Genomic DNA, 25051 nt, shown 5'->3' on the forward strand with positions numbered 1-25051 from the left:
GCCGTTGCTGAAATGGTTTTGACTAAATAGCAACAGTTGCGCTTGCAAAAAGAGACACGCAATCTTCGTACCGTCCGTCTTCAATGTGCGCGCATGCGGGCGTCGAAGTCTGTACGGTGGCGAGCGGATGCATGGATGAAAAACCGGTGGGAAGCGGCATGCTGAGGCACTGCGAAGCGCTTGAGTTATCCACATCTGCCTATGGATAACTTCGGGATAGGGCGTCGGACAGCCTGTGCGCGGAATCTTGATAAAGCGGGACGGTTCGCGAGCACCGCCAAAGTTATCCCACCTTTGTAGTTTTTCTACAGACGTGTTCCGCAAGGTTATCGTTTTCGCATGCTGTTGATGCGGCGGGAAATTTGAGACTTATCCACAGAAGGGGTTAACCCTTGTTAACTATTACTACACATATATATACGTATGAAGTAAAAGACATAGGACAAGTATCGCTGCACGCTGAAATCAAAGGCTGAGCGGGCGCTGAGCGCAGCTACGACATAGCCGCAGCCGGATGCGATCAGGGCACCACGCTCCCGCTTGCAGGTTGTACGGAAGCAGCCTGCCCCACCGCAACTGGTAGCGCTGGAGCGGGCGCTGGAACCGTGGCTTCGACAGGCATCGGCAATATGCGCGTCTCGATGCGGCTGTTAGCCACCGGCTGAGTGCGCACTACCGTCTGCAGATAGTGGTCGACGAGTCCAAAGAAGCGGTCGTAGAACTTGCCCGACGGAATGGTCTCGCTTGAAATCTTGACCATCGCGTCGCTGTTCGAACGGATCGGCAGCGATAACGATCCCAGCACGCTCAGCCCGACGCTGGCCGACGTATCGCTTTTCTTCAGAGCAAAGCCGTTTTGCACAGCGTTCACGTAGACGATGCTCGTATCGCTCGCCTCTTCACCCGGCGTACAGACGACATGAAACTCCACGACGACGTGCGAATCTCCGGTGGGCTGGAAATTCTTCGTACCGTCGACGGTGTCGGTGCGCGTCATGGTCGTCAGATAGCCCTGGCTCAGCAAAGCGCGGCGCGCGGCCTCGCAGGTATCGGTGGTATTCGAGTTGAAATTGCGTGCGTAAGGGCTCGCGCCCGTTTCGAACAATTCCTGCTGGAATTTCGGCTGCGGAGCGCTGCTGCAAGCCGCAAGCGTGAGCAACCCAAACAGCGAGGCGGTGGTGGTTTTGAAAAACGAGGTGAACATGGTCGATCGGAAGGGGCACTACGTGAACTCGAATGGAGATGCATTGTAGAGCGCGTTGCGCAAGCTGCGTAAAAAGCGTGCAGCCCACGCCTCGCGCCGACTTACACAACGTGATCGCCCGTTACAGCGCCGAGGTCCGCTGCAACGTAAATGGAAAAAGGGAAAGGAAGCAGGCGCTCAGTTCGACGCGGCGGGCAATCCGTTCAACGACCCCGGCGCGCTGATCGCCCCGGCAGCGTTGCCGGTCGGCATCGCAAAGGAATTGGCCCAATTGCCCGGCGCCGCACAACGATCGGCCAGGCGAGCCTCGCACACGCCGGCCTGCGCGTCCGGGTGCCGCGCCGCGTCCTGCGAGCCGGCTGCTGCAGCGAAGTCTTCCACGCGCAAGCTCACCTTCTGCGCGTATGCTCGCGACCCGCCGTAGCTCTTGAGCGCCGCGTTCAGGTCGCCATTGGCCGAGCGCATGTAGCCGTACAGGATCGCCGAACCGACTTCGATGTTGGTGGTCGGCTCGGTGAGGTCCTTGACGTTTCTCAGCAGCCCTCTGTGTGCACCCGGCACGACCTGCATCAGCCCGGTTGCGCCGTTGGCGCCCTTGGCTTTTTCCTTGAAGCGGGATTCGATCGAGATGATCGCCAGCAGCAGTGCCGGCGGGAGTGAATACTTCGAAGCGGCGGATTGCACCGCGTCCGAAATCTTTTGAGCCTTGTCCCCCGTCAGACCGAACTTGTGCATCAGATACGCGGACGTGCGGTCAATATTTTCCTCGGCCATTGCGGCTTGCATCAGGCCGAGCGAAAGCACGATCAGGCAAAGTAACCGGCTCATGGCGGAGGACGGAGAAGGAAAAGGATTCGCGCATTATAGCGTTGCCCAAAATTCGTCTGACCAAAGCGGGCCGGTCGGTGTTTTGGCGTGTTCTTGTCGCTCGACTGATCGGTGCGCAGCGGCCCGCACAAACCCATATCGAAGTAGTTCGGATCCGCGTTCGCTCGCAACTCGGTATTACGAGGCACACCGAGTGCCTGGAAATTGAAGCCGGTGAAGAGCAGATGTGAACTGTCGACGCCCGGCTGGTCGATATGACATGACGCGCAATTGCTTCCCGCCGGATTGTCGAACAGCTTTTTGCCTCGCAGCTCTTGTGCCGTTAGTTGCACTTTTCCGTCGAAGTAGTAATCGAACTTGCTGGTGTACGGGTGAAAACTCGGGTCTTCGAGTTCGAAGCGCATGGTCGCGTACATTGCTTGCGTGAACGCCTTGGTCCGATCGGCGAAGATGTTCTGACCGAATACTTCCTTGAAGCGTGCCGCGTATCGTCCGTTGAGAAAGCCACGCGGCGGCATCATTGCCCGTAGCGACGATGCAAGGCGGCAGCAACCTCCGCCATCTGCGCGCGCAATTCGGGCGGCGCCAGCACTTCGGCCTCGGTGCCGAAGCGCAACAACTCCGCACACGCCTGCCTCACCGAGCCGACCGGCAGCGTGACGGTGCACCAGCCGTCCGCAGCATCCGGCTCGCTTATCGTGGCCGCGGCGCGCGCGAATGGCGACGTGAAGGCTTCGAGCATTTTCATACCCCACGGCGACAGGCGCAGCGTCGCCTTGCTTGCATGCATCTCTTCGGAAAGACGCTGCGTGCTGTCTTGCCAGAACGTCGCCAGATCGAAGGCGCACGGGCGCTCGAAGGTTTCGTCCAGCACGCTCAAATCTCGAATGCGAGAGATGCGGTAGATGCGGATATCCGTAGCTACGCGCCCGACCACATACCACGCGCCGCTTTTCAGCACGATGCCGAGCGGTTCGATCCGGCGAAACTTTTCGGCCTTCCAGCTTTGATAACGAATCTGCAACGCGTGCTGCGCCCAGACCGCGTTGGCGATCAACGGCAGATGCACAGGCTGGTCGGCATCGGAGAACCAGGCGGGGGCGTCGAGGTGAAAACGCGAGCGCATGCGCTCGGCGGTCGAGCGCAGTTCCACGGGCAACGCGGCGAGCAGCTTGGTCTGCGCGCCCGCCATCACCGCCCCGAGACCCAGCGCTTGCACCGGCCCCGGCAATCCGGCGAGGAACAGCGCCTCGGCTTCTTGCGACGACAGACCGTTGAGCCGCGTCCGGTAACCGTCGAGCAAACGGTAGCCGCCTTCCGCGCCGCGCTCGCTATGCACGGGCACGCCTGCGGCGCTCAACGCGTCGATGTCGCGATAGATGGTGCGCAGCGAGACCGCGCATTCGTCGGCGAGCGACTGGGCAGTGACCTGCCCGCGCGCTTGTAACGTCATCAGGATGGAAAGTAGACGGCTGGCTCGCATGCGGACAAGTGTAGGTCATACCTGACACAAACTGACAGGTATGGGCGCTTAGGATGGGTGGACCCGGCACCGTATGCCGTTGCCGTTCCTTAAGACGTTTAACCAAGGGGCCTCGCCATGACCACAGACCGCACGATCACGCTGTTCCATTCACCGCAATGCCGCTCCGTCAGCGCGCTCACGCTGCTTGAAGAACTCGGCGCCCCGTATCAGCTGAAGGTGCTGAACATGAAGGCCGGCGAGCAGCGCAAGGCGCCGTATCTCGCGATCAACCCGCTTGGCAAGGTACCGGCGATTTATCATGGCGACGCGCTGGTCACCGAGCAGGTCGCCATCTTTATCTATCTGGCCGACCTGTTTCCCGAAGCCGGCCTCGCGCCGGCGTTCGACGATCCGTCGCGCGGGCCGTATCTTCGATGGCTGGTGTATTACGCGGCGTGCTACGAGCCGGCGCTGGTCGACAAGTCGATGAAGCGTGAACCGGCGCCGTTGGCCACCTCACCTTACGGCGATTTCGATTCGATGATCGGGACGGTGGCCGGCCAGCTGCAAGCGTCTCCCTATTTGCTCGGGGACAGGATTTCCGCCGCGGATATCTTGTGGGGCATCGCGCTGCATTGGGGGATGATGTTCAAGCTGGTGCCGGAAACGCCGGTGGTGCTCGAGTACGCCAGGCGCATTTGTTCGCGGCCGAGTTTCGTGAAGGTGAGCGAGATGGACGTGGCGCTCGCGGCCGAACATGAGGCGGCGCTCAAGGGCGCGTGACGCGTTGCGCGGTGGGCCCGGTGCGGCCGGCTTGTTACGTATCGGGTTGAATCCGTTGAGATTTGAGACAATGAACGCCGCCGGTGAATTGCCTTCTCCGGGACAACCGGGTGAAACGCTTGCCTTCCGGGCAGGCGCTGCCCTATCGAACGAGAGATGTTTTCAGGTATGAGCAAGAACGCATTTATTCCCAGCGTACCCGCGACGTCCGAGGAGGACTTTGAAGTTTCGGCGACGTCGAAACTGGCTGGCTATCGGCGCTTCTTCGGCGTGTTGAAAGTGGTTCGAACCACCGATGGCCGCGTGCTGTTCCCATTCGACGGCGCGCCGGAACTTGGGCCGTTCGCGACCAGGCTGGAAGCGGTCGCGGCGGCGCAAGTGTATGGCGAACATATCGTGAGCAGCGATCTGGCGCGTCCGGAGTTGTAGACGCTGAAGCGGCGCTGGGTTTCGTTTCTTGAGTATCTGCTTACCGCGGAGCATCCAATCGAAGTCTGTAGCGTCCGGAGTTTCAAGTGCAACAAAGTCGACTCGCGCCGGGAAATGAAATGAGCAACCACCGCGTCGAAGCGGGCGAGGCAGTCGAGTCGGTGACCTTCGGCCAGGCGTTGTGGTACTGGCTGAAGCTTGGCTTGATCAGCTTCGGAGGCCCGGCCGGGCAGATTGCCATCATGCATCAGGACCTGGTCGAGCGAAAACGCTGGATTTCCGAAAAGCGTTTTTTGCACGCATTGAACTATTGCATGGTCCTCCCCGGACCGGAGGCGCAGCAACTCGCCACGTACATCGGCTGGTTGATGCATCGTACGTGGGGCGGCTTGATTGCCGGAGGATTGTTCGTCCTTCCGTCACTGTTCATCCTGATCGGACTTTCCTGGGTCTACATGGCCTTTGGCAGCGTGCCGGCAGTCGCAGGCGTGCTGTATGGCGTCAAACCGGCGGTCACAGCCATCGTGGTTTTCGCCGCATACAGGATCGGCTCTCGCGCACTGAAGAACGCTTGGCTGTACACAATCGCTGCGGCCGCCTTTCTCGCTATCTTCGCAGCCAACGTCCCGTTTCCCCTCATCGTGCTGGTCGCCGGCGTCATCGGGCACTTTGGAGGAAAGTACGCTGCAGCGAAATTCGCCGTTGGCGGCGGGCACCAGGACGGCGACAAGGCGTTTGGTCCAGCAATCCTCGACGATGACACACCCACCCCGCGACACGCACTGTTCACATGGAAGCGTTTCACTGCCGTGCTTGCTGTCTTCATGCTCATATGGCTCACGGCCATCGCGACCCTTACGTTGATGTACGGCTGGGCCGGAACGCTTACGCAAATGGCCTGGTTTTTCACGAAAGCCGCCTTGCTGACTTTCGGCGGCGCATACGCAGTGTTGCCGTACGTGTACCAGGGAGCCGTGGATCATTACCACTGGTTGAGCGGACTTCAGATGATAGATGGCCTGGCGCTCGGCGAGACGACACCTGGGCCGCTCATCATGGTTGTCTCCTTCGTCGGGTTCGTTGGAGGATGGACAAAGGCAGTGTTCGGGCCGCATGCCGTTTTTGCATCCGCCGTCGTCGCGTCGATCATCGTGACGTTTTTTACGTTCCTGCCGTCTTTCCTGTTCATTTTCCTCGGCGGCCCGTTCATCGAGACGACTCACGGCAATCTGAAATTCACTGCGCCGCTGACTGCTATCACTGCCGCCGTGGTTGGCGTTATCGTCAATCTTGCCGTGTTCTTCGCCGTTCACGTGTTGTGGCCGCATGGCGTGCAAGGCGGCTTCGAGTGGTGGTCGCTGCTTATCGGGCTGGCTGCAGGCGTCGCGTTGTTTCGATTCAAGGTCGGCGTGATACCGGTTGTCCTGATGTGCGGCGTCATCGGCCTTGCGCTGCAGTTGGTCGGTTTTTGAGGGGGCGGTTTGAGCGGCGCTAGCTGCGGAGTTGCTTGCGACAACTGATGCGTCTCCTGGTTTCAATTGTCGCGCTCACGCACCATCAATGATTCGGTAACTGCATAACAGCGCAGGGCTGCGCTCGCAGCCGCTAATCAGACTTCACAGCGCCCGTGCCGACAGACGGTACGAAATGGTCCGCGACATTCCTGCCCTGAAAGCCAATCCGGAGCGGCCAGCGAGCGGATGATTGGCAGGCGGAATCGCCACCCGCCCGAGGTCAAAAAAGCTGTTGGCCGGCTCTACTCCGACAGCGAAGTGTCGTCCTGACCATGGTTCGTGCGTACGCCCACCGTTGCTAATCCAGAGCAGCGCGTCCGGAAGTTCTTCTGCATCCCAGTCAAGAGATACATCGGCGTGCTGCTCCGGGTACCGCAACACAAACGGCGGCTTACATCCTGAGATTTGCAACAACTCTTCGGTCGGGTCAGACAATGGCAGGCGGGTCGCGTCTATAAGCCCCTGCGTGGTCGGGATTTCCTTCAGGGTCGAGATGGTGCGATTTGGGAGAAATCGCGAGACGCCGGGCTCCTGCGGAACGGGGTAACTGTGGATGGTCTCGTACGCGCAAGCGAGGATTTCAACGCCCCCAACCGGAACAGCAAAAGTTGGGTGAAGAGCGAACGGCAAAATCGCGTCACGCCGGGCATGGACGGTAATTGAGACGACCAGCGCAGGAGCGTCACGCTCGACTTTAATTGTGCGTTCAAGCTTTTCAATCTCGCTGCCAGCGGGGTAAGCGATTTGAAGCTTGAGTACGTGCTCGCCTTTCTCCACCAACTGCCAAATTTGGTTCGCGCCATACCCGTGAACCCAATCATCACTGGCGTCTCGAAGACGAAAATCAGCAGGAAGGCCGGGAGGAGCGTCGACCATTCCGAAGGGCAGGCAAGGCCATTCCCCGCGCAACGCGCGCATGAGCCCCGGCCAGCGCCCGTCATCCACCCACGGAGCGACTTGCAGCGGAGAGACAGAACGTCCGCCTCCGATGTCAAATCGCACCGGCGCAAGCATTCCACCAAGTGACTGGACCTCCGCCTCACCGTGTGCCCATCTCAACTTCCAGCGCTCGATTGCTTCCATCGTGCAGTTTCACCAATGTCCAACCAGGAACCCGTGAATGCTCGTAAGAGCAATGCACGGCGCATCGCCTCATGGGCGGCCCATGAACCGCGAGTGCATTACGATGACCAATGGAACTGAAGGTCGGCGCGCTCCCGCGTCGAACCAATGAGGGTCGCGTTCACCTCGTCAGTCTGCTGAACCCACCGTTTCGCTGCGACCTCGTTGCGGCCGAAGCTCATGTGCCGGGTAACAAGGCGCTGCTTCCGTAGCGCTGAATCGACGTTGACGTACCAGACTTCGTCAAGCAGCGGACGCACACCTTTCCAGTGCCCGTGTTCAAGAAGAAGGTAATTCCCTTCGGTGATGACGAGCGGCACGTCGAACGCCACGGGAATTGCGCTGGCGACTGGCTCTTCAATTTCGCGGCGAAAAGTGGGAGCGTAGATTGTTTCGTCATCGCGCTGCTCACGCAAGCGTCTCAGAAGTGCAACATAGCCCGCGCTGTCAAACGTATCTTCAGCGCCTTTGCGTGATGCACGACCGAGTCGCGCGAGTTCGACATTCGCAAGATGGAACCCGTCCATCGGCACAATCACTGCCTTCCCAGGAAAGGCATCAAGGATTGCTTGCGCAAGCGTCGATTTGCCGGCTCCCGGTGCGCCAACCAGGCCGAGAATGCGGCGACGTCCCTCGGCGGTCAACTGGCGTAGACGGCTGAGATAGGGGGCTTCAATCATCGACATAATCCAGAGGTTCCGGGAAAGTGGCGTTCGGCGAGAGCGCTCATTGCCCTCGCCGACACCAGATTGACGGCTCGTGTCAGGAATTCCCGACGCGCTTTATGCCGCGCTACCCACTTCGTCTCGTAGGCGTTTAGTGATGCGCCTTTGCTTTCGCGGCAGCGTTGATGCCGCCCGCGATGAACTCGCGCGCATGGGTCGCCAGGTCCATGCCGTCGTCCCACAAGTTGCGCCAGATTGCCAGCGCGTTGGACAGTTGCTCGTTGACGACCGTCGACGAAAAACTTTCAAATGTCACAACGCCCTTGTAATCAATCATGGCGAGTGCATGGAAGAACTGGGAGAAGTCGATAGTTCCCGACCCGAGGTACCCGCGATTGCTTTCCCCGATATGAACGTAGCCAAGACGCTTGCCACATCGCAGAACCGGTTGCATGAAATCGGACTCCTCAATGTTCATGTGATACGTATCGAGATGAACGACAATATTGGGCGCATCGACTTCGTCAATCATGGCAAGCGCCTGCGATGCGGTGTTCAGCAAATTGCTCTCGTAGCGATTTACCACTTCAAGCCCAAGCGTCACGTTCTTCTTCAACGCGAAATCGGCAATGCGCTTGAGCGAATCAATTGCGTTACGGCGGCCTTGCGTGGTAACCGGTGCGTTGTATTTTCCCATCGCGCCGTAAAGAATCCCGCCGAAGTAGCCTCCACCCAGCTCTGCCGTGACGCTGATACCTTCCTCCAGCATCGAAACCCCGCGTGCGACCGTAGCAGAATCCTCGCTGGACACGTCCGCATCAAAGGTGAGACCGCGCGAGCAACCGATATCCAGCTCATGCTCTTGCAGCAAATCCCGCGTGATCGCCAGGTCCATGACCTTCGGACCATGCAAGGACAGTTCAGCCAGGTCGAACCCAGCGGCTTTGGTCTGGCTCAAAACCTTGCGAGTCGATTCGGGGGTGAGGTCGCCAGCCCATACCAGTGCGTGTACGCCAAGCTTATTCATTGTGTAACTCCTTCAGATGCGGTCACGCGCCTGCGGACCAAATTTTTCGAAATGCCGTTCGCCCATGCCCAACGGAAGAGCATCACAGCAAGCAAGAAGACGCCCCACAACGCAGTAGCCAGGTGTTGGTTGGCACCGAGCAAATTGAGGCCAGAAGCGATAACCTGCAGAATCACAAGTGCAATCACGACCGGTACCACGCGGCCAAAACCGCCGAATGGGTCCACGCGACCAAGGAAACACGCAAGCACGGAAATGAGCAGAAATGCCTCGCCATGGCCAACGCGGACCGAGTTGAACCGGGCCGCCATCACCACGCCCGCGACACCGCACATCAACCCCGATAGCATGTAGATTCGGGTGACGGCGCGCGTTGTCGCGATGCCGGAGTACCGCGTCGCCTCGAGATTCGACCCGATCATGCGTGTGGCGAAGCCCAGCCGCGACCGTGTCATGACAACGTGCCAAAGTAATGCGCAGCCGAGAAAGATCAGGAGGGGAATCGGTACGCCGAGGAAGACACCGTTGCCCATTTCTCGAACAAACGGCGGGAACCCGGAGATGTCGCCTCCACGTGTGAGGAACTCCCCTAATCCGCGCAAGAAAATCATCATCGACAAAGACACGAGGATTGGGCTTGCTCCGGTGCGCGCGATGACGGCACCCATCACCCAACCGGCTGCGGAGCCGGTGGCCAATGCGGCAGCAATGCCGAGGACGATGGCTACGGCGCCGGCGTCCGCTCCGCCGTACGTATGAAGCACCCACGCCATCGCCAACCCCGATATGTTCGCAGTGAAAGTCACCGCGAGATTGAAGCCACCGGAAATCAGGGGCATCAACATCGCCAGCGTAAAGAACCCGAGTTCCGGCAACTGGAAAGCTACCGACACAAATGTGCTCGCCGAGAAAAAGCGTTCAGATGCAAAGCTCAGGACTGCGATGACCAGGACCAGAAAACCAAGCAACCCGGCGACGTCTGCCGGTACGAGCGGCCCGGCCGCGCGTTGAGATGAAGACATTTTCATGACGAGGCCTTTACGCTTTGTGACGTGAATCGCGCTCCGACGAGCTTGGCGAAGCCGCCGCTCGACAAGGTAATGGCTATGAGAATGATGGCTCCGATAATCATCTTGAACGCATACGGCGAGATGCCCAGCAGGTTCAAGCCGTTGGCGGTGATAGCGGTCAGGAGGATGCCGAGGATGGCGCCGAGAATCGTGCCGCGCCCACCGCCTAACCTTGCTCCACCTAGTACCACGGCTGCGAGCACATCCAGTTCACGGCCGTAAAATGCGTTCGGAACGACTTCCTGCACGTAGTGGGCTTGCATGAGTCCGGCAATGCCGGCCATCATGCCGAGCCAGCCAAAGGCGATGTAATGCATCGCACCTATGTTGACCCCCACGCGTCGCGCTGCCTCGGGGTTGTCGCCCATTGCGTAGAGCTGTCGACCTGTTGTCGTGCGTCGCAGCAGAAACCAGGTTGCGGTGACCATGACGACCATCACGGCCACAGGCAGTGCGAGATTCGCATTGCCACTCGCGGTGTTGAAATGGATGAGGGAAACTCTGTCCGTCCACCAGTCCGGCAGGTCGTAGATAGAGACCCCGCCCGTGAGAAACATCAACCCACCGAAGAACACATTGAACGTGGCAATCGTCACCACAATTGAAACGATGCGAAATCTGTAGATAATTGTGGCGTTGATTGAGCCAAGCAGGAGCCCGAAAAACGCAGACACGATGAAGCCGAGCGCCCAGTTGCCACCGCCGAGTCGCATCACGGTCAACGCAGTGAGGTACTGAACCACCGATGCGCCGACGGCGAATGAGATATCGATGCCGCCAGCAATCAGCACGACAAGCAGCCCGACTGCAAAAATGATGTTGACGGAACTCTGGTTAAGCAGGTCGAACAGGTTTGGCAGAGTAAGGAATGTCGAGGAGGAAAGACTGAGGCCAATCACCATGATGGCGATAACGAGAATCAGCAGGGCCTCAATCGAACCGATTCCGAGTTTGCGAAAATCAGGCATGAACGTCTCGCTCGATTTGTTCCATCGTTGTCGTTCCTGGCACGTACTCTTTAACAATGCGGCCGTCGCGCATATGCAGAATTCGGTCGGAGTTGAAGTAGACCTCCGGAATCTCATCCGATATCAGCAAGATGGCCATACCCTCAGCAGCGAGCTTGTGAATGATGGCGAAGATGCCAGCCCGGGCGCCGACGTCGACGCCTACGGTGGGCGAATCCAGAATCAGGAGCTTCGGGTTTGTTGCCAGCCACTTGGCGAGCACGATGCGCTGCTGATTCCCACCGGACAGTGTTGAGACCGCGTCGTCCGGTTTCCCGATTTTCACGGCCAGTTGCTGAATCCAGTCTTGAATCAGCGCGTTTCGCTTTTTGGCGGCTATGAGATGGGTGCCGTCCAGAAGGTCGTCCAGCACCGCCGCCACCGTGTTGTCGCCGATTGACTGCGGCTGCACCAGTCCGAGTTGGAGTCGGTCTTCAGACACGTAGGCTATGCCTGCTCGGATTGCATCTCGATTTGTGCGCAGCGAAACCTCTTTTCCGTCGAGCTGGATCGAACCGGCACCTGGCCGCGTCATTCCGAAAAGCGACAATGCAACTTCCGTTCGTCCTGCGCCAAGGCGTCCGGTGACACCAAGAATCTCGCCTCGTCGCACTTTGAACGACACGTCATGGTATTGACGTGCTCGTGACAACCCCTGTACCTCCAGCACGACCGGCGCTTTCGACAGGTCTGTCGTGCGTACTTCATAGTCGAACGTGCGGCCCGTCATCAATTCCGTAAGGCGGGTTTGCGTCATCCCTTCGGTGGGAAAAGTGCCGACGTACTGTCCGTCGCGGAAAACGGTCACGCGAGTGCAAACGTCGAGCACTTCAGCGAGCCGATGGCTCACGAACACCACGGCAATTCCATCCGCGGAAAGTCGCCGGACAATTTTCAGCAGAGCTTCGGTCTCAGCATGGCTGAGCGAGGCAGTCGGCTCGTCCATGAAAACGAGACGTGCGTCGCGAACCAGCGCTCTGGCGATTGCCACGACCTGGCGCTGGGCGATTGATAGCGAGCGAACAGAGCGGTTGAGGTCGATGGAGACTCCAAGGCGCTCAAGAATTCGGCGTGCCGCCTCTTTCATCTTTCCGTAGTTAACGATGCGCGGACGAGACCCCAAGTTCTGCTCGAAGGCGATGTTTTCCGCGACGGTCATTTCGGGGAAAAGCGCCAAGTCCTGCCAGATGACCTGAATACCGAGGTCACGGGCCCTGGCCGGGTCGAGACCCTCGATTGACTCACCGTCCATGAGCATCACTGCGCCAGGCTCCGGTTGATAGACCCCACTGATAATCTTGATAATGGTGCTCTTGCCGCAGCCGTTCTCGCCAGCAAGGCAGAGAACTTCGCCGGGCATGATGTCAAACTTCACGGCTCGCAGCGCCTTAACACCGCCAAAGATTTTGGAGATGTTCTCGAGCTTGAGCAGCGGCGTGCGGTCGGCGTCGAGCGCGACCGATGCCGTGTTCGCATCACCTCGATGAGAACGAAGGGTGTTGGTGGAAGCTGGTTGACTCATGGAAACGCTCCGATGGCACTTGCACGTGGCCGGCTTCCGACCAGATGTGTCGTACCGTTGACTTCCGGGTGAGCGGCGCTACCGCTGCGCTCACCCGTTCTGCAAAAGGATTGCGGTCAGAGGCCCATCTTTGCGAGGTCGTCAACGGTTTTGGCGTTGAGGTCCACCAGTTGGTCGACAATCAGGTTGTGACCGTCGGGGTGAACAACGCCCAGCCCCGGAATACTCGTGCCATCCTTAACCGGCTGCCCCTTTGCGAGCATAGTGCCCAGCGTCACAAACACTTCGCCAGCTACTTCCGGATTCCACATGTACCCGCCGCTCAACACGCCATCGTGGACGAGCTTTCGGCCCTGTCCAGGCGAAAACGGCCCGAGAACCAGGACCTTTCCTTTCGCCTGCTGCTCCGCGACGGCGCGAGCTGCCCCAATGGGGCCCTGGCTACCGAACGCAAGGATGCCTTTCAAGTTAGGATGAGCGCGCATCAGGTCGAGCGCAGTCTTGCGCGACGCGTCCACGTCTTCAGCGACGCCGTAGCGGTCCCCAACGAGCGTCATCCCGGGATAGTTGACTTTGATATAGGCGATTGCCGCATCCGCCCAGGCGTTATGGAGCGGCACCGTCAGCGAACCGACGAAAACGGCGTATTCGCCCTTCCCGCCCAACGCCTCACCAAGGCGTTTTCCGTAGGCTTCGCCGAAACCTTTGGACGATGCCAGTTCAAAGTCCCAGTCCACGTTCTGCTGCTTCGGGGACTCGTGGGTGATGACCTTGATACCGGCGGCTCTGGCGCGCTGAAGAACGGGTTCCAAAACCTGTGCGTCGTTCGGCACGACGCCGATGACGTCTACGTGCTGCGCAATCAAATCCTCGATTGCTCGTACCTGAAGCGCAGGGTCAGCGCTCGTTGGCCCGACCATGAATGCCTTGACGCCGAGCTGGTCAGCGCGCTTCTTGATTCCCGCTTCCATGGCGTTGAACCATGGAATGCCTCCAATCTTCACAACAACACCGATTACAGGCTTGTCAGGCGAGGCCGATGCGAAATTCGTCGTCAAAGCGAGCGCGACTGCGCCGGCACCCAAAGTGCGGATGATGTTCTTGAACATGTCTCCTCCGGTAGACGCCTGGGCACGCAGACGCCCTAAATGAGTGTTAAAAGGCCCGACTTCGTATTTTGCTAAAGTTGCTAAATCCATTTAGCAGTTCGGGTGGGTGTATGCTGAATCTATTTAGCAGCTCGGTCGACTCGGATAAACCCTGGTATTGGGTACTGTCGCGAAACGGCTACCTTTTCGGGACATAACGGCGCAATGTCCTCGGAGCAACTTGATGGCAAGCAGCAACCCAGGACGCAAGTCCACGATTTATGACGTCGCAAAAGCGACGGGTTCCTCGACGGCTACGGTCAGCATGGTGCTGAACGGCAGTTGGGTCCGCTATCGAATCAAAGAGGAGACCGCAAACCGAATACTCGAAAGCGCCCGCCAGCTTGGGTATAACGTCAACATGAAAGCTCGAGGACTGCGGCTGTCGCGCTCAGGGCTGGTCGGCATGATTCTTCCCCATTATCGGAACCGTTTTTTTGCGGGACTCGCCGAGACCTTCGAAGAGCAAGCTCGTAGTCGTGGGCTTTGCCCAATAGTTGTGGGCACTCAGCGCGACCCTGCAGTCGAGGCGAGCGTTACTGAAACACTTCTATCGCAGCGGGTTGAGCTGCTATTTATCGCCGGCGTGCGTAACCCAACACCACTGAACGAGCTCTGTTCGGCTGCAGGTGTTCCTTCCATCAATCTGGACCTGCCAGGAGACGGTGCGCCGTCGGTCGTTTCCGATAACCGCAAAGGCGCTCAAGCTATTACGGACGTGCTGATTGAAAAGCTGCTAGCACGCGGCGCGGCGCCAGACGAGTTGGTATTGCTAGGAGGTGTAGCGGATGAATATGCGACCGAGATGCGTATCGCAGGATTCAGAGACGCTTTCGAAGCTCGTCAAATGACGCCTGCTGCAGATGCAATCGACTGCTGTGGATATAACGCCGCTGCTGCCAAACGCGCACTTTCAATTCGCTATGAAAAACTTGGGCGACTTCCAGCCGGTTTGCTGATGAATTCGATTACCGCGTTTGAAGGGGTGGTTCAGTTCACGTCGACGTTGTCGCCCGACGCGTGGAAGTCTGCGGTTGTTGGCTGCTTCGACTGGGACCCATTCGCGGCAAATCTACCTTTCGACGTGACCATGTTGCGGCAGGACGTGCAAACACTCATTTCTGAAGCGTTCACGTTGGCCGAAAACTATGACCCGACGGACCGGTCTCTGATTCTCGTGCCAACAGGTCTAGGCAAGAAGTTTGAAGAAGCCGAGCAAACGAAGGAATTTGACCGCTAACTCTGGTCCGAAAATGGGTGTCAATGTCTGACCCATCTGCGAGCTAGACCGGCGCACAACAGGTTGGGCCATCGGAGCCTACTACGGTCGAAATGATGACAGAGCCCGGCCGTACTATGAACACCGGTTGACTGCTTAGCCGCTCGTAATCATCGGCGACAGACGAATGGACCTTTGGATTCAACCCTGCGCGCGGCGCGCTGACCTTTACGGAAAGTCGGCCGCTGAGCCTCCGCACCAAAACCTCACGCTCAACGGCGTCGGCGCGGTGAAAGATGCGCGAGTCGAAGCGCACTACACCTGCGTTCGGTGCCGCGCGGTGTTTGCACGCATTCTCGCCGGGCCGCCGACGCCGCGGATTTGGATGTTGCTGAACGCCGGCCAACATTAACGCAACGCTCGCTCATACTCGAAAGAGCGCGAGGGGCCTCACGCCTGGATTTCTCCAAATCGGAAGGACGCTGCGATGGGTACAGCGTCGAGAAAATCGCGTGGCGGCGCCCATGCTGTTCAACGACGACAAAGCACCGGTCTATTTTGCGTTCCTCCTCTGCGAACACCGGGACTTATCTAAAAGGGCAATTGCACTATGAGGTCGAGACGAGCTGTAGCTGGGATCGATATTGGCGGCGACCGGAAGGGAAATCATCTGGTTATCCTGCGTGGCACCCAGATTGTGTGCAACCTCCGCAAGGAGGCGCCGGAGTATATGCTCGAAAAGTGTCTCCAATTTGAGGTAGCAGCGGTGGGCATTGACGCCCCCTGTCAGTGGCGAATCGGCGAGGCCGGCAGACAAGCTGAGAAGGCTCTTGCGCAACAACGAATCTTTTCGTTTGCCACACCGACTCGCGAACTGGCCACGGCCAGTAAAAGCGGGTTCTACGGGTGGATGTTCAACGGCGAGCGTGTATATGACGCATTTGCCCCAAACTTTCCTCTTTTCAAGAATGGTGAAGAAATCGGCGGCCGGGTGTGCTTTGAGACGTTTCCCCACGCAATAACTTGTGCCTTCTTTGGGAAGGAAGTCGCATCTGCGAAGAAAAAGGGAACTCAGCGGCGGGAAATCCTCCAACGTGAAGGAGTCGAAATAACGTCACTGAGGTCTATCGACGACGTTGACGCGGCGCTGTGCGCGTTGACGGCAAATTATCTACTTGACGGAAGAGTCGAAGCGTATGGCGATGAGCTAGGGGGATTCATCGTGGTGCCTACTCCCGCTGTTCACGATAGGCGGAGTTAGTTCAGACCTTTCCCACGACTGAACTAATACGGCTGATGCAATAGCGGCGCCAAGTGTCGCTTGAGTCCTTTAGGCACAGACTTGAGTTCCCTCACAGGTGACGGCAGTTGTAATAGCGGCAATCACATTCCAGGAGGACTGGTGTATCTGAGACGACATTTGGTCTTGTTGCTGGCAATGGCAGCGTTTGGTTCGACCGCGGCATGGGCGAGCGATATTCAATGTGCGACCACGCGACAACCGGCGGAACGCGTGATATGCGACCACGCCATCCTGAACAATGAATACGACGATGTCTTCGCGCAGCAGCAGGCTCTGCTGAGCAGTGGAAAGCTCTCACACGAACAACTCGCTCAGTGGCGGCAATCGCGCAACGCCTGCAGTGACGTCCACTGCATCGACGGCGTATTTGCTCGGTGGGCGGCGATGGCCAAGTCTGTCGAAACCAATTCCCGCGCTGCAGTGGCTCCGGTTATGGCCTCGGCTACTGCCATGGCCCCTGTCGGACCTACGTCGGAAGCAATCGTCCTTCCCGCATCCCAAGCCTTGCCGACTTCGGAAGCATCTCTGGTGCGCCAAGGGAGTGCCGCCGGCGTGGCGCTTCCGAAACCCGTGGAGACACAAGCCTCTTCACCTACGGTCGCTTCTGCTCCCTTGAGCGCGAGTGAATCGCGTGGCACAGCCGGCATGAGCGGGGGCCTGATGGCCGCGCTGATTGTAGCGGTTGGATTCGGCGTTCTCTTCCAACGCCGAAAGAGGAACAGTGGAAGCACCGGGGAACCACCAAGTAATATTCGCGACAAGGACAAGCCTTGAGCGGACCACACTGAGGGGCGAGGAGCGCGGCGATGCAGTGTTGTGATTTTCAGTGAGGCGCCGCTTCAGTCAATGCACTAGCCTTTTCTAGCGCGACCGTGGCATATTGCGGCCACGTTCATAAGGAGGTCAGTCTTGTCATGCCGAGTAGCCCCGAGGGCGTCCTGAGGGCAAATTTGAAGGAGCGTTTGCAAACATATGGCGCTGAAAATGCTTTCAGTTCCCTTCGCCGATTAGTTCCGCTTACGCGTTGCCGGGTAAGGCCAGGCGGCTGTTTACGCCCCCGTAAGCGAAACTTTTCGCGGGAGCGAAAACGAAACTAATCCATGTCAGCATGCTGGGCGACCAGCGCCCCGCCCTTCACTCCACCGTAACCGACTTAGCCAGATTCCTCGGTTTATCCACATCCGTGCCCCTCGCACAAGCCGTGTGATAAGCCAGCAACTGCAACGGCACCACGTGCAGAATCGGCGACAGCAAGCCATAGTGCTCCGGCATCCGGATCACATGCAGCCCTTCATCATTCACGATCCTCGTATCCGCATCCGCGAACACATAAAGCTGACCGCCGCGCGCCCGCACTTCCTGAATATTCGACTTCAGCTTTTCCAGTAGCGCGTCATTCGGCGCCACGGTCACAACCGGCATGGCTTCGGTCACAAGCGCCAACGGTCCATGCTTCAGCTCACCGGCCGGATACGCTTCCGCGTGAATATAGGAAATCTCCTTGAGCTTCAACGCGCCTTCAAGCGCGATCGGGTAATGCAACCCACGCCCGAGGAACAACGCATGCTCCTTGCGCGAAAACTCTTCCGACCATGCGATGATCTGCGGCTCCAGCGCCAGCACGCTATTCAGCGCGGCCGGCAAGTGGCGCAACTGCTTGAAATAATCCGCCTCCTGCGCCGCATTCACATGCCCACGCAGCTTCGCGAGCGTCACAGCCAGCACGAACAGCGCAACCAGCTGCGTCGTGAACGCCTTGGTCGACGCCACACCGATCTCGCGCCCCGCATGCGTCAGGAACGACAACTCGGTCTGGCGTACCATCGCGCTCGTGCCCACATTGCACACCGCCAGCGTATGTTTATGCCCCAACGCCTGCGCATGCTTCAGCGCGGCCAGCGTATCCGCCGTCTCGCCCGACTGCGAAATCACCACCACCAGCGATTTCGGATTCGGCACCGACTCCCGATAACGATACTCGCTCGCAATCTCAACCTGGGTCGGAATCTTCGCGATCGATTCGAGCCAGTACTTCGCGGTCAGCCCCGAGTAGTAGCTCGTGCCGCACGCCAGAATCAGCAGGCTGTCGATGTCCGCGAACACCTTGTCCGCGCCCTCGCCGAATAGCGAAGCGTCGAACGAATCGGCTTGCGGGATCGTGTCGGTGATCGCGCGCGGCTGCTCGAAAATTTCCTTTTGCATGAAGTGACGATACGGGCCGAGTTCGACCGCGCCGCCATACGCAGCAACTTGACGCACGTCGCGCCGCGCTTCGTTGCCGTCGCGATCGGCAATGCGAACGCCGTCGAGCGACAGTTCGCAAACGTCGCCTTCTTCGAGGAAGATGAAGCGTTCGGTGCTGCCGGCCAGCGCCAACGCATCCGAAGCGAGGAAATTCTCGCCGTTACCCAAACCCACGACCAGCGGCGAACCTTGCCGCGCGCCGATCACCGTATGCGGCTGATCCTTGTGCAGCACCGCGATCGCGTACGCGCCGTGCAACTGCCCGACGGCCTCGCGTACGGCGGCGAACAGGTCGCCGCGATACAGGCTGTGGATCAGGTGCGCAATAACCTCTGTATCGGTCTGCGACACGAACGCGTAACCCTTGCCCCGCAGCATTTCGCGCAATGATTCGTAGTTCTCGATGATGCCGTTGTGTACCAACGCGAGCGCATCTTTCGAGAAGATCGGGTGCGCGTTGTCCGTCACCGGCGCGCCGTGCGTCGCCCAGCGCGTGTGCGCGATCCCGGTGATGCCTTCAAGACGGCTTTCATGCACCTGCTCGTCGAGATCCGCCACGCGCGCAACGCTGCGTGCGCGGCGCGGCCCGTCGTTTCCGAGCACGGCGACGCCGCACGAGTCGTAGCCGCGATACTCGAGGCGACGCAGTCCTTCGATCAGGACGGGAACGATATTACGTTGCGCAACCGCGCCGACAATGCCACACATGGCTTAATTCCTTTTCAAGGGCGGGTTTCAGGGGCGCGCCTCACGCGCGTCGTGCCCATCAACTTTTCTTCCTGGTCGGACGGACATAGCCCGTCTTGCTTGTTTGAGTCTTGTCGTTCAGGACCAGCATGTCTTCTTCGACGTCTTTCCAGACGGTCGTGCCCGCCGCGATCGTCACGCCACGCTTCACGCGCACCGGCGCAACGAGTTGCGTATCGGAGCCGACGAACACATCGTCTTCGATGATCGTGCGGAACTTGTTTGCGCCGTCGTAATTACAGGTGATGGTGCCTGCGCCAATATTCACGCGCGCGCCGATATCCGCGTCGCCGATGTAGGTCAGGTGATTCGCCTTCGAACCGTGACCGAGCACCGCGTTTTTCACCTCGACGAAATTGCCGACGTGCGATTCGTCCTGCAACGACGCGCCAGGACGCAGCCGCGCATACGGCCCGAGCACGACGTTCGCGCCGACTTCGGCACCCTCGATATGCGTAAACGCATCGACGCGCGTCCCGGCTCCGATGGTCGCATTGCGGATCACGCAGTTCGGTCCGATCGTCACGTTGTCGGCCAGCGTCACGCGGCCTTCGAACACGCAGTTGACGTCGATCGACACATCGCGCCCGCATTCGAGCGTGCCGCGCACGTCGAGCCGCGCCGGATCGGCAAGCGTGACGCCCGCGACCAGCAACGCATCGGCGACGTTGTGCTGATGAATCCGTTCGAGTTCGGCAAGCTGCTGCTTGCTGTTCACGCCGAGCGTTTCCCACGCTTCGTCCGGCTGCGTGGTGACGACTTCAAGTCCTGCTTCGATCGCGAGTTCGACGGCGTCGGTCAGGTAGAACTCGCCTTGTGCATTGTCGTTCTTCAGCGACGCGAGCCAGCCGCCGAAGCGCCCGGTCGGCGCGACGATGATGCCGGTATTGATTTCGGCGATGCCCAGTTGTTCAGGCGTCGCGTCTTTCTGTTCGACGATGCGCGAGACCTTGCCCTGCGCGTCGCGCACGATACGGCCATAGCCGCTCGGGTCGTCGAGCGTAACGGTGAGGACGCCGTAGCCGCCCAGCCCCGCACGGTCGGTCAACACCTGCAGCGTGCTGGCGCGGGTCAGCGGCACGTCGCCGTACAGCACGAGCGTGGGCACGGCAGGATCGAGCAGCGGCAGCGCCTGCTGGACCGCGTGGCCGGTGCCGAGCTGTTGCTCCTGCACGGCGAACTGGACGTCCGGCGCCGCCACCGCTTGACGCACCGCTTCGGCGCCATGGCCGATCACCACGACAAGACGCGTGGGCTTGAGCGTGCGAGCTGTGTCGATGACATGAGCGAGGAGTGGCCGGCCGGCCAGGGGATGGAGCACCTTGGGAAGCGCGGACCGCATGCGCTTACCGGTGCCTGCCGCCAAAATCACGATGTTCATGGCGTCGGCAAAGAGACGAGTTTGGAGCCGCCAATTCTATCATGCAGCTTCTGACGGCAAGGCCGCCCGCAAGGCCTTGTTACAGGCTGAAATAGCCGGAAACACGCGGTTTCCGGGCCGCGGTTCCCTGGCTATTCCGAGCCGCTCAAAGATCGTCGAACTGGACGATCGAGATCGGCTTCGATCCGTTAAGCGTTGCGCCGTCGCCGGCATCGGTCGAACACGGTTCTTCGTCGAACGCGATATCGCCTTGCGGGTCGGCCTCGCCGCTCGCGCGCAGACCGGCGAACGGGAACAACTTGTGATCCATCAGATGCGACGGCACGATGTTCGACAATGCATTGAACATGTTCTCGACGCGGCCCGGGAAGCGCTTTTCCCAATCGCGGATCAGCGCCTTCATTTCCGCGCGCTTCAGGTTCGGCTGGCTGCCGCACAGATTGCACGGAATGATCGGAAATTCGCGCAATTCCGCGTACTTTTCCAGATCGGTCTCTTTCACGTAGGCGAGCGGCCGGATCACGATGTTCTTGCCGTCGTCCGATTGCAGCTTGGGCGGCATGCCCTTCAGCTTGCCGCCGTAGAACAGGTTGAGCAGCAGCGTTTGCAGGATGTCGTCGCGATGATGGCCGAGCGCGATCTTGGTCGCACCGAGCTCGCCGGCGACGCGGTACAGGATGCCGCGGCGCAGCCGCGAGCACAGCGAACAGGTGGTCTTGCCTTCCGGCACCAGCCGCTTGACGATGCTGTACGTGTCCTGGTTCTCGATGTGAAACGGAATGTCGAGTTGCTTCAGGTACTCGGGCAGCACATGCTCCGGAAAGCCGGGCTGCTTCTGATCGAGATTCACCGCGACAATGTCGAAATTGATCGGCGCGCGTTCGCGCAGCCGCATCAGGATGTCGAGCATTGCGTAGCTATCCTTGCCGCCCGACAGGCAGACCATCACCTTGTCGCCGTCCTCGATCATGTTGAAGTCGCCGATCGCCTCGCCGACCTGGCGCGCAAGCCGCTTGAACAGCTTGTTGTTCTCGTACGCTTCTTTCTGCTCGCGGCGCGTGAGCGGCGTTTTGCCCGCTGGGGCCTGCGCGGTCTCAGTGACCGCGGTGTCGTTCAGGATCTCCTGAGCATTCATGGCTCAATCCTCTTTGATGCGGAAGACTTCGACGCCCACCGCGTCGCAGTCAGGATAAACGTCCGGTTTTTCGGTCGATACACGCGCCGCCCGCACTTGCGGATGTTCGAGCATCGTCTTGACGAGGTCGTCGCAGAGCGTTTCCTGCAAGTGGATATGCCCTTGCTCGACGCGGCGCGCGATGGTCGAACGCATGAAGTCGTAGTCGACGACTTCGTGCAGCTTGTCCTCGAGCGGCGTGGACAGCGCGAGCGGCACGAACAGTTCGACGTTGATCACGACGCGCTGTTCGCCGCGCTTTTCGAAGTCGTGCACGCCGATGTTGATGTGCACTTCGTAATTGCGCAGAAAGAGCCGGCGGCAATCGGCGAGCCGGGGATGCGAAAGAGCGGCAAACATGTTCGTTCCAGTCGAAAAAAGCGTGCGGGGCACGCAAGGGGACGCTTCACAGCGCGGCAGCCGCCATTGTCGGCAGGCAGCGCGCGCTTCAGGCGCCCGTCAAAAACATTACGTCGCGCGGCAGCGGCACGAGGTGCTGCCCGCCGTCGACCACCAGCGTCGCTCCGGTGACGCCCGCGGCATCGGCGAGATACAGCGCGGCGGCGACAATATCCTCCGGCCGCGACGCGCGGCCCAAAGGCGTTGTACGGTGAGCTTCCGCAAAACCGGCCGGTGTCTGATCGCCGGATTGCATTGTCAGACCGGGCGCGAGCCCGACCACGCGCACTTTCGGCGCCAACGCCTGCGCGAGCGCAACCGTCGCCGCCTGCAACGCCGCCTTCGACAGCGTGTACGACAGGTAATCCGGGTTCATGTTGTACAGCTTCTGGTCCAGCACATTGATCACGACGCCGCGCAGGCTTTCGTCGGCGCGCGCCGCCTCGGGCGTCGCCTCGAACAGCATACGCGCCAGCACGAGCGGCGCGCCGAGATTGATCGCCGTCAGCTTCAGGAGACGCTCGTAGCCGACGTCCTGCGCCGTGTCTTCTTCGAAGCGCGACGCATTGTTGACAATACACGTCGGGCGGCCCAGCGCGGCGATACAGTCCGGCAGCAGCCGCTCGACCTGAGCCTCGTCGGCCAGTTCCGCGTGCAAGGCGACCGCCCGCCGGCCCAGGGCGACGATTTCCGCGACCAGATCATCGGCATCCGTTTGCGACGCGCCGTAGTGGACCGCCACGTCCCAGCCGCGCGCGGCAAAGCCGAGCGCGAGCGCCCGGCCGATGCGCCGGGCGGCGCCGGTAATCAGCACGACGCGCGGCGTTTCAGGCGCGCGGGCGGCGGCGGTGTCGAAAGAGGCGGTCATTTACAATGCGGGGATGAATCCGAAAGCTCACCAACCCGATAGTTTACCTGCTCCCGGCCCGAGCGCGCTTGCGCAGTCCGAAGCGCTGGTCGCGCAGATCCGGACGGAGCTCGAAGCCGCCGGCGGCTGGCTGCCGTTCGACCGCTACATGGAGCGCGCGCTGTACGCGCCGGGGCTCGGTTATTACAGCGGCGGCGCCCGCAAATTCGGCCGCCGCGCCGACGATGGCAGCGACTTCGTCACCGCGCCGGAGCTGTCGCCGCTGTTTGCAACGACATTGGCGCGCCCGCTCGCCGAAGCCTTGCAGGCGAGCGGCACGCGCGACGTGATGGAATTCGGCGCCGGCACGGGCAAACTGGCCGCCGGGTTGCTGAACGCGCTCGATGCACTGGACGTAGCGCTCGATAGCTACTCGATCGTGGACTTGTCGGGCGAATTGCGTGAGCGCCAACGCGAAACGATCGAAGCCGCCGCGCCGGCGCTGGCCGCGAAGGTGCGCTGGCTCGACGCGTTGCCTGAGCGGTTCGAGGGCGTGGTGATCGGCAACGAGGTGCTGGACGCGATGCCGGTACGGCTGTTTGCTTTTGCCGGCGGCGCCCGGTACGAGCGCGGCGTGGTTTGGCGCGATGAGGCTTTTGCCTTCGAAGACCGTCCTGTTTCCGCGGCTGCGGACGTTGCGTTTCTCGCCGGGATCGAAACTGCCGGCGACGGTTACGTGACCGAGACGCACGAAGCGGCGTCGGCTTTCACGCGCACCATTTGCACGATGCTGACGCGCGGCGCGGCCTTTTTCATCGATTATGGATTTCCGCGTCACGAGTACTACCATGCGCAGCGTGCGCAGGGCACGTTGATGTGCCATTACCGGCACCGGGCGCATGGTGATCCGTTTGTGTATCCAGGCTTGCAGGACATTACCGCGCACGTGGAGTTTACCGGCATCGCCGAAGCTGGGGTTGACGCTGGGGCGGATTTGTTGGGGTTTACATCGCAAGCGCGGTTTTTGTTGAATGCCGGGATTACCGAGGCGTTGTCGGAGATCGATCCTTCAGATGCGACGCGGTTTTTGCCTGCGGCGAATGCGGTGCAGAAGTTGTTGTCCGAGGCGGAGATGGGGGAGCTGTTCAAGGTGATCGCGTTTTCGCGTGGGCTGGATGACACGCTGATGGCTTTTTCGAGTGGCGACCGGTCACATACGCTTTGATTTTTTGCCTTAAGGATTCGCGATGATCCGCTGGCTGTTGACTACGTTTGTTGCCGTGGCGGTGTTGTCGGCCTGCTGGCCGTGGCTCAGGAAGATCGGAATTGGACGGATGCCCGGTGATGTGACTTTGCGCTTCTTCGGGCGCGAGTATCCTTTTCCTTTTATGTCTACGCTTGTTTTGTCGATGGTGTTGTCGCTTCTTGCCAGGGTTTTGTAGGGTTTTTTGCCTTTGGCGGCGGCATTGGTTGTGTGCCTATGGCGTTGCCTTTCCTTGCTTTCTTAGTGGTCCATTAGCGTCGCCCCTGTGCGGGGCAGGCACTTACTTTCTTTGCCGCCGCAAAGAAAGTAAGCAAAGAAAGCGGCTTCACACCGCTAATTCTTAAGCGGGTCCCCCGGCTTGGAGGAGGTAGTGGAGCATCTGGAATCGGTGTTCCCGCGCACTCAGCGCGGGTGACAAGGCCGTCATTCTTCCGGCGGCGCTGCGCGCGCCGTAGCGGTACTTCTCAAAACCGATGGGGCGTATGCGCTTCCGGCACCATCCTTCCCGCCTCGCACTACGTCCTCGCCGGAACGGTCCGCATGGGAAACCAGTGGTTTTGGTTTGGTTTGGTGAGAGCCATCGGCTTCGCCTCGGCGAAGCGCCTCGGTGTGCGAGTGCGGGCCACCACTCCGAGTGAGACGCTATTGCCTTCGCGAGGCATTGGGGACGCGAGGGCGAGCCACCGCGC

The 25051-nt window shown here is 59.9% G+C and carries 24 protein-coding genes; 8 read left to right on the forward strand and 16 right to left on the reverse strand.

From position 1 onward, the window contains the following. Positions 1-520: 520 nt before the first annotated feature. The 4 genes from AC3WOG_RS19575 to AC3WOG_RS19590 all read right to left on the reverse strand — a co-directional run bounded on the left by AC3WOG_RS19575 (position 521) and on the right by AC3WOG_RS19590 (position 3515). Entirely contained in the window at positions 521-1204 is a 684-nt protein-coding gene (locus AC3WOG_RS19575) for a DUF2242 domain-containing protein (protein ID WP_492579452.1), read from the reverse strand. 177 nt (positions 1205-1381) lie between these two features. Then, a complete protein-coding gene (locus tag AC3WOG_RS19580) occupies positions 1382-2032 on the reverse strand; it encodes a lytic transglycosylase domain-containing protein (RefSeq protein WP_492579453.1) in 651 nt (216 codons plus the stop codon). Further along, a complete protein-coding gene (locus AC3WOG_RS19585) occupies positions 2029-2436 on the reverse strand; it encodes a hypothetical protein (protein WP_492579454.1) in 408 nt (135 codons plus the stop codon). The genes AC3WOG_RS19580 and AC3WOG_RS19585 overlap by 4 nt, the downstream gene beginning before the upstream one ends. 113 nt (positions 2437-2549) lie before the next feature. Beyond that, on the reverse strand, positions 2550-3515 hold the full coding sequence (locus AC3WOG_RS19590) for a helix-turn-helix transcriptional regulator (RefSeq protein WP_492579455.1): 966 nt from the start codon (positions 3513-3515) through the stop codon (positions 2550-2552). Positions 3516-3632: 117 nt separating this feature from the next. Here AC3WOG_RS19590 and AC3WOG_RS19595 point away from each other — a divergent pair, with 117 nt between their 5' ends. From AC3WOG_RS19595 to chrA, 3 genes are all read left to right on the forward strand, one after another. Continuing rightward, positions 3633-4280: a glutathione S-transferase family protein gene (locus tag AC3WOG_RS19595; protein ID WP_492579456.1), complete on the forward strand. Its 648-nt coding sequence runs from the start codon at positions 3633-3635 to the stop codon at positions 4278-4280. A 168-nt stretch (positions 4281-4448) separates the two neighbouring features. Continuing rightward, entirely contained in the window at positions 4449-4709 is a 261-nt protein-coding gene (locus AC3WOG_RS19600; RefSeq protein WP_492579457.1) for a DUF6723 family protein, read from the forward strand. A gap of 119 nt (positions 4710-4828) precedes the next feature. Next, positions 4829-6181, forward strand: a complete 1353-nt coding sequence (gene chrA / locus AC3WOG_RS19605) for a chromate efflux transporter (RefSeq protein ID WP_492579458.1) — start codon at positions 4829-4831, stop codon at positions 6179-6181. Between the two features lie 144 nt (positions 6182-6325). On the opposite strand, the gene AC3WOG_RS19610 is transcribed toward chrA, so the two are convergent. The 7 genes from AC3WOG_RS19610 to AC3WOG_RS19640 all read right to left on the reverse strand — a co-directional run bounded on the left by AC3WOG_RS19610 (position 6326) and on the right by AC3WOG_RS19640 (position 13745). Then, a complete protein-coding gene (locus AC3WOG_RS19610) occupies positions 6326-7306 on the reverse strand; it encodes a hypothetical protein (RefSeq protein ID WP_492579459.1) in 981 nt (326 codons plus the stop codon). A 98-nt stretch (positions 7307-7404) separates the two neighbouring features. Next, the gene (locus tag AC3WOG_RS19615) at positions 7405-8025 is read right to left on the reverse strand and encodes a nucleoside/nucleotide kinase family protein (protein WP_492579460.1); all 621 of its coding nucleotides are present in this window, start codon (positions 8023-8025) and stop codon (positions 7405-7407) included. A gap of 136 nt (positions 8026-8161) precedes the next feature. Next, positions 8162-9037, reverse strand: a complete 876-nt coding sequence (locus AC3WOG_RS19620) for a sugar phosphate isomerase/epimerase family protein (RefSeq protein WP_492579461.1) — start codon at positions 9035-9037, stop codon at positions 8162-8164. After that, positions 9034-10065 (reverse strand): ABC transporter permease, encoded by a 1032-nt coding sequence (locus AC3WOG_RS19625; protein ID WP_492579462.1) that lies wholly within the window; start codon positions 10063-10065, stop codon positions 9034-9036. The genes AC3WOG_RS19620 and AC3WOG_RS19625 overlap by 4 nt, the downstream gene beginning before the upstream one ends. After that, the gene (locus AC3WOG_RS19630; RefSeq protein ID WP_492579463.1) at positions 10062-11075 is read right to left on the reverse strand and encodes an ABC transporter permease; all 1014 of its coding nucleotides are present in this window, start codon (positions 11073-11075) and stop codon (positions 10062-10064) included. The genes AC3WOG_RS19625 and AC3WOG_RS19630 overlap by 4 nt, the downstream gene beginning before the upstream one ends. Next, complete coding sequence (locus AC3WOG_RS19635) at positions 11068-12636, reverse strand: sugar ABC transporter ATP-binding protein (protein WP_492579464.1); 1569 nt, start codon at positions 12634-12636, stop codon at positions 11068-11070. The genes AC3WOG_RS19630 and AC3WOG_RS19635 overlap by 8 nt, the downstream gene beginning before the upstream one ends. 116 nt (positions 12637-12752) lie before the next feature. Then, positions 12753-13745, reverse strand: a complete 993-nt coding sequence (locus AC3WOG_RS19640) for a substrate-binding domain-containing protein (protein ID WP_492579465.1) — start codon at positions 13743-13745, stop codon at positions 12753-12755. A 223-nt stretch (positions 13746-13968) separates the two neighbouring features. Between AC3WOG_RS19640 and AC3WOG_RS19645 the strand changes: the two genes are divergently transcribed. From AC3WOG_RS19645 to AC3WOG_RS19655, 3 genes are all read left to right on the forward strand, one after another. Continuing rightward, the gene (locus tag AC3WOG_RS19645) at positions 13969-15024 is read left to right on the forward strand and encodes a LacI family DNA-binding transcriptional regulator (protein ID WP_492579466.1); all 1056 of its coding nucleotides are present in this window, start codon (positions 13969-13971) and stop codon (positions 15022-15024) included. Positions 15025-15613: 589 nt separating this feature from the next. Next, positions 15614-16264, forward strand: a complete 651-nt coding sequence (locus AC3WOG_RS19650; protein ID WP_492579467.1) for a DUF429 domain-containing protein — start codon at positions 15614-15616, stop codon at positions 16262-16264. Positions 16265-16345: 81 nt separating this feature from the next. Beyond that, positions 16346-17080, forward strand: a complete 735-nt coding sequence (locus AC3WOG_RS19655; RefSeq protein WP_492579468.1) for a hypothetical protein — start codon at positions 16346-16348, stop codon at positions 17078-17080. A gap of 360 nt (positions 17081-17440) precedes the next feature. On the opposite strand, the gene glmS is transcribed toward AC3WOG_RS19655, so the two are convergent. The 5 genes from glmS to AC3WOG_RS19680 all read right to left on the reverse strand — a co-directional run bounded on the left by glmS (position 17441) and on the right by AC3WOG_RS19680 (position 23119). After that, on the reverse strand, positions 17441-19258 hold the full coding sequence (gene glmS, locus AC3WOG_RS19660; protein WP_492579469.1) for a glutamine--fructose-6-phosphate transaminase (isomerizing): 1818 nt from the start codon (positions 19256-19258) through the stop codon (positions 17441-17443). Between the two features lie 58 nt (positions 19259-19316). Further along, positions 19317-20678 (reverse strand): bifunctional UDP-N-acetylglucosamine diphosphorylase/glucosamine-1-phosphate N-acetyltransferase GlmU, encoded by a 1362-nt coding sequence (gene glmU, locus AC3WOG_RS19665; protein WP_492579470.1) that lies wholly within the window; start codon positions 20676-20678, stop codon positions 19317-19319. A 145-nt stretch (positions 20679-20823) separates the two neighbouring features. Further along, entirely contained in the window at positions 20824-21813 is a 990-nt protein-coding gene (gene ttcA, locus AC3WOG_RS19670) for a tRNA 2-thiocytidine(32) synthetase TtcA (protein ID WP_492579471.1), read from the reverse strand. A gap of 3 nt (positions 21814-21816) precedes the next feature. After that, positions 21817-22212, reverse strand: a complete 396-nt coding sequence (locus AC3WOG_RS19675; RefSeq protein WP_492579472.1) for a dihydroneopterin aldolase — start codon at positions 22210-22212, stop codon at positions 21817-21819. Between the two features lie 88 nt (positions 22213-22300). After that, positions 22301-23119 carry an SDR family oxidoreductase gene (locus AC3WOG_RS19680; RefSeq protein WP_492579473.1) on the reverse strand — a complete coding sequence of 273 codons (819 nt, stop codon included), beginning with the start codon at positions 23117-23119 and terminating at the stop codon, positions 22301-22303. Positions 23120-23132: 13 nt separating this feature from the next. On the opposite strand from AC3WOG_RS19680, the gene AC3WOG_RS19685 reads away from it, so the two are divergent. Together AC3WOG_RS19685 and AC3WOG_RS19690 are read left to right on the forward strand one after the other, a co-directional pair. Further along, positions 23133-24323 carry a class I SAM-dependent methyltransferase gene (locus AC3WOG_RS19685; RefSeq protein WP_492579474.1) on the forward strand — a complete coding sequence of 397 codons (1191 nt, stop codon included), beginning with the start codon at positions 23133-23135 and terminating at the stop codon, positions 24321-24323. Between the two features lie 22 nt (positions 24324-24345). After that, the gene (locus AC3WOG_RS19690) at positions 24346-24540 is read left to right on the forward strand and encodes a DUF2905 domain-containing protein (protein WP_492579475.1); all 195 of its coding nucleotides are present in this window, start codon (positions 24346-24348) and stop codon (positions 24538-24540) included. Positions 24541-25051: the final 511 nt, after the last annotated feature.

This window comes from Paraburkholderia sp. FW306-02-B (genome assembly GCF_058782725.1).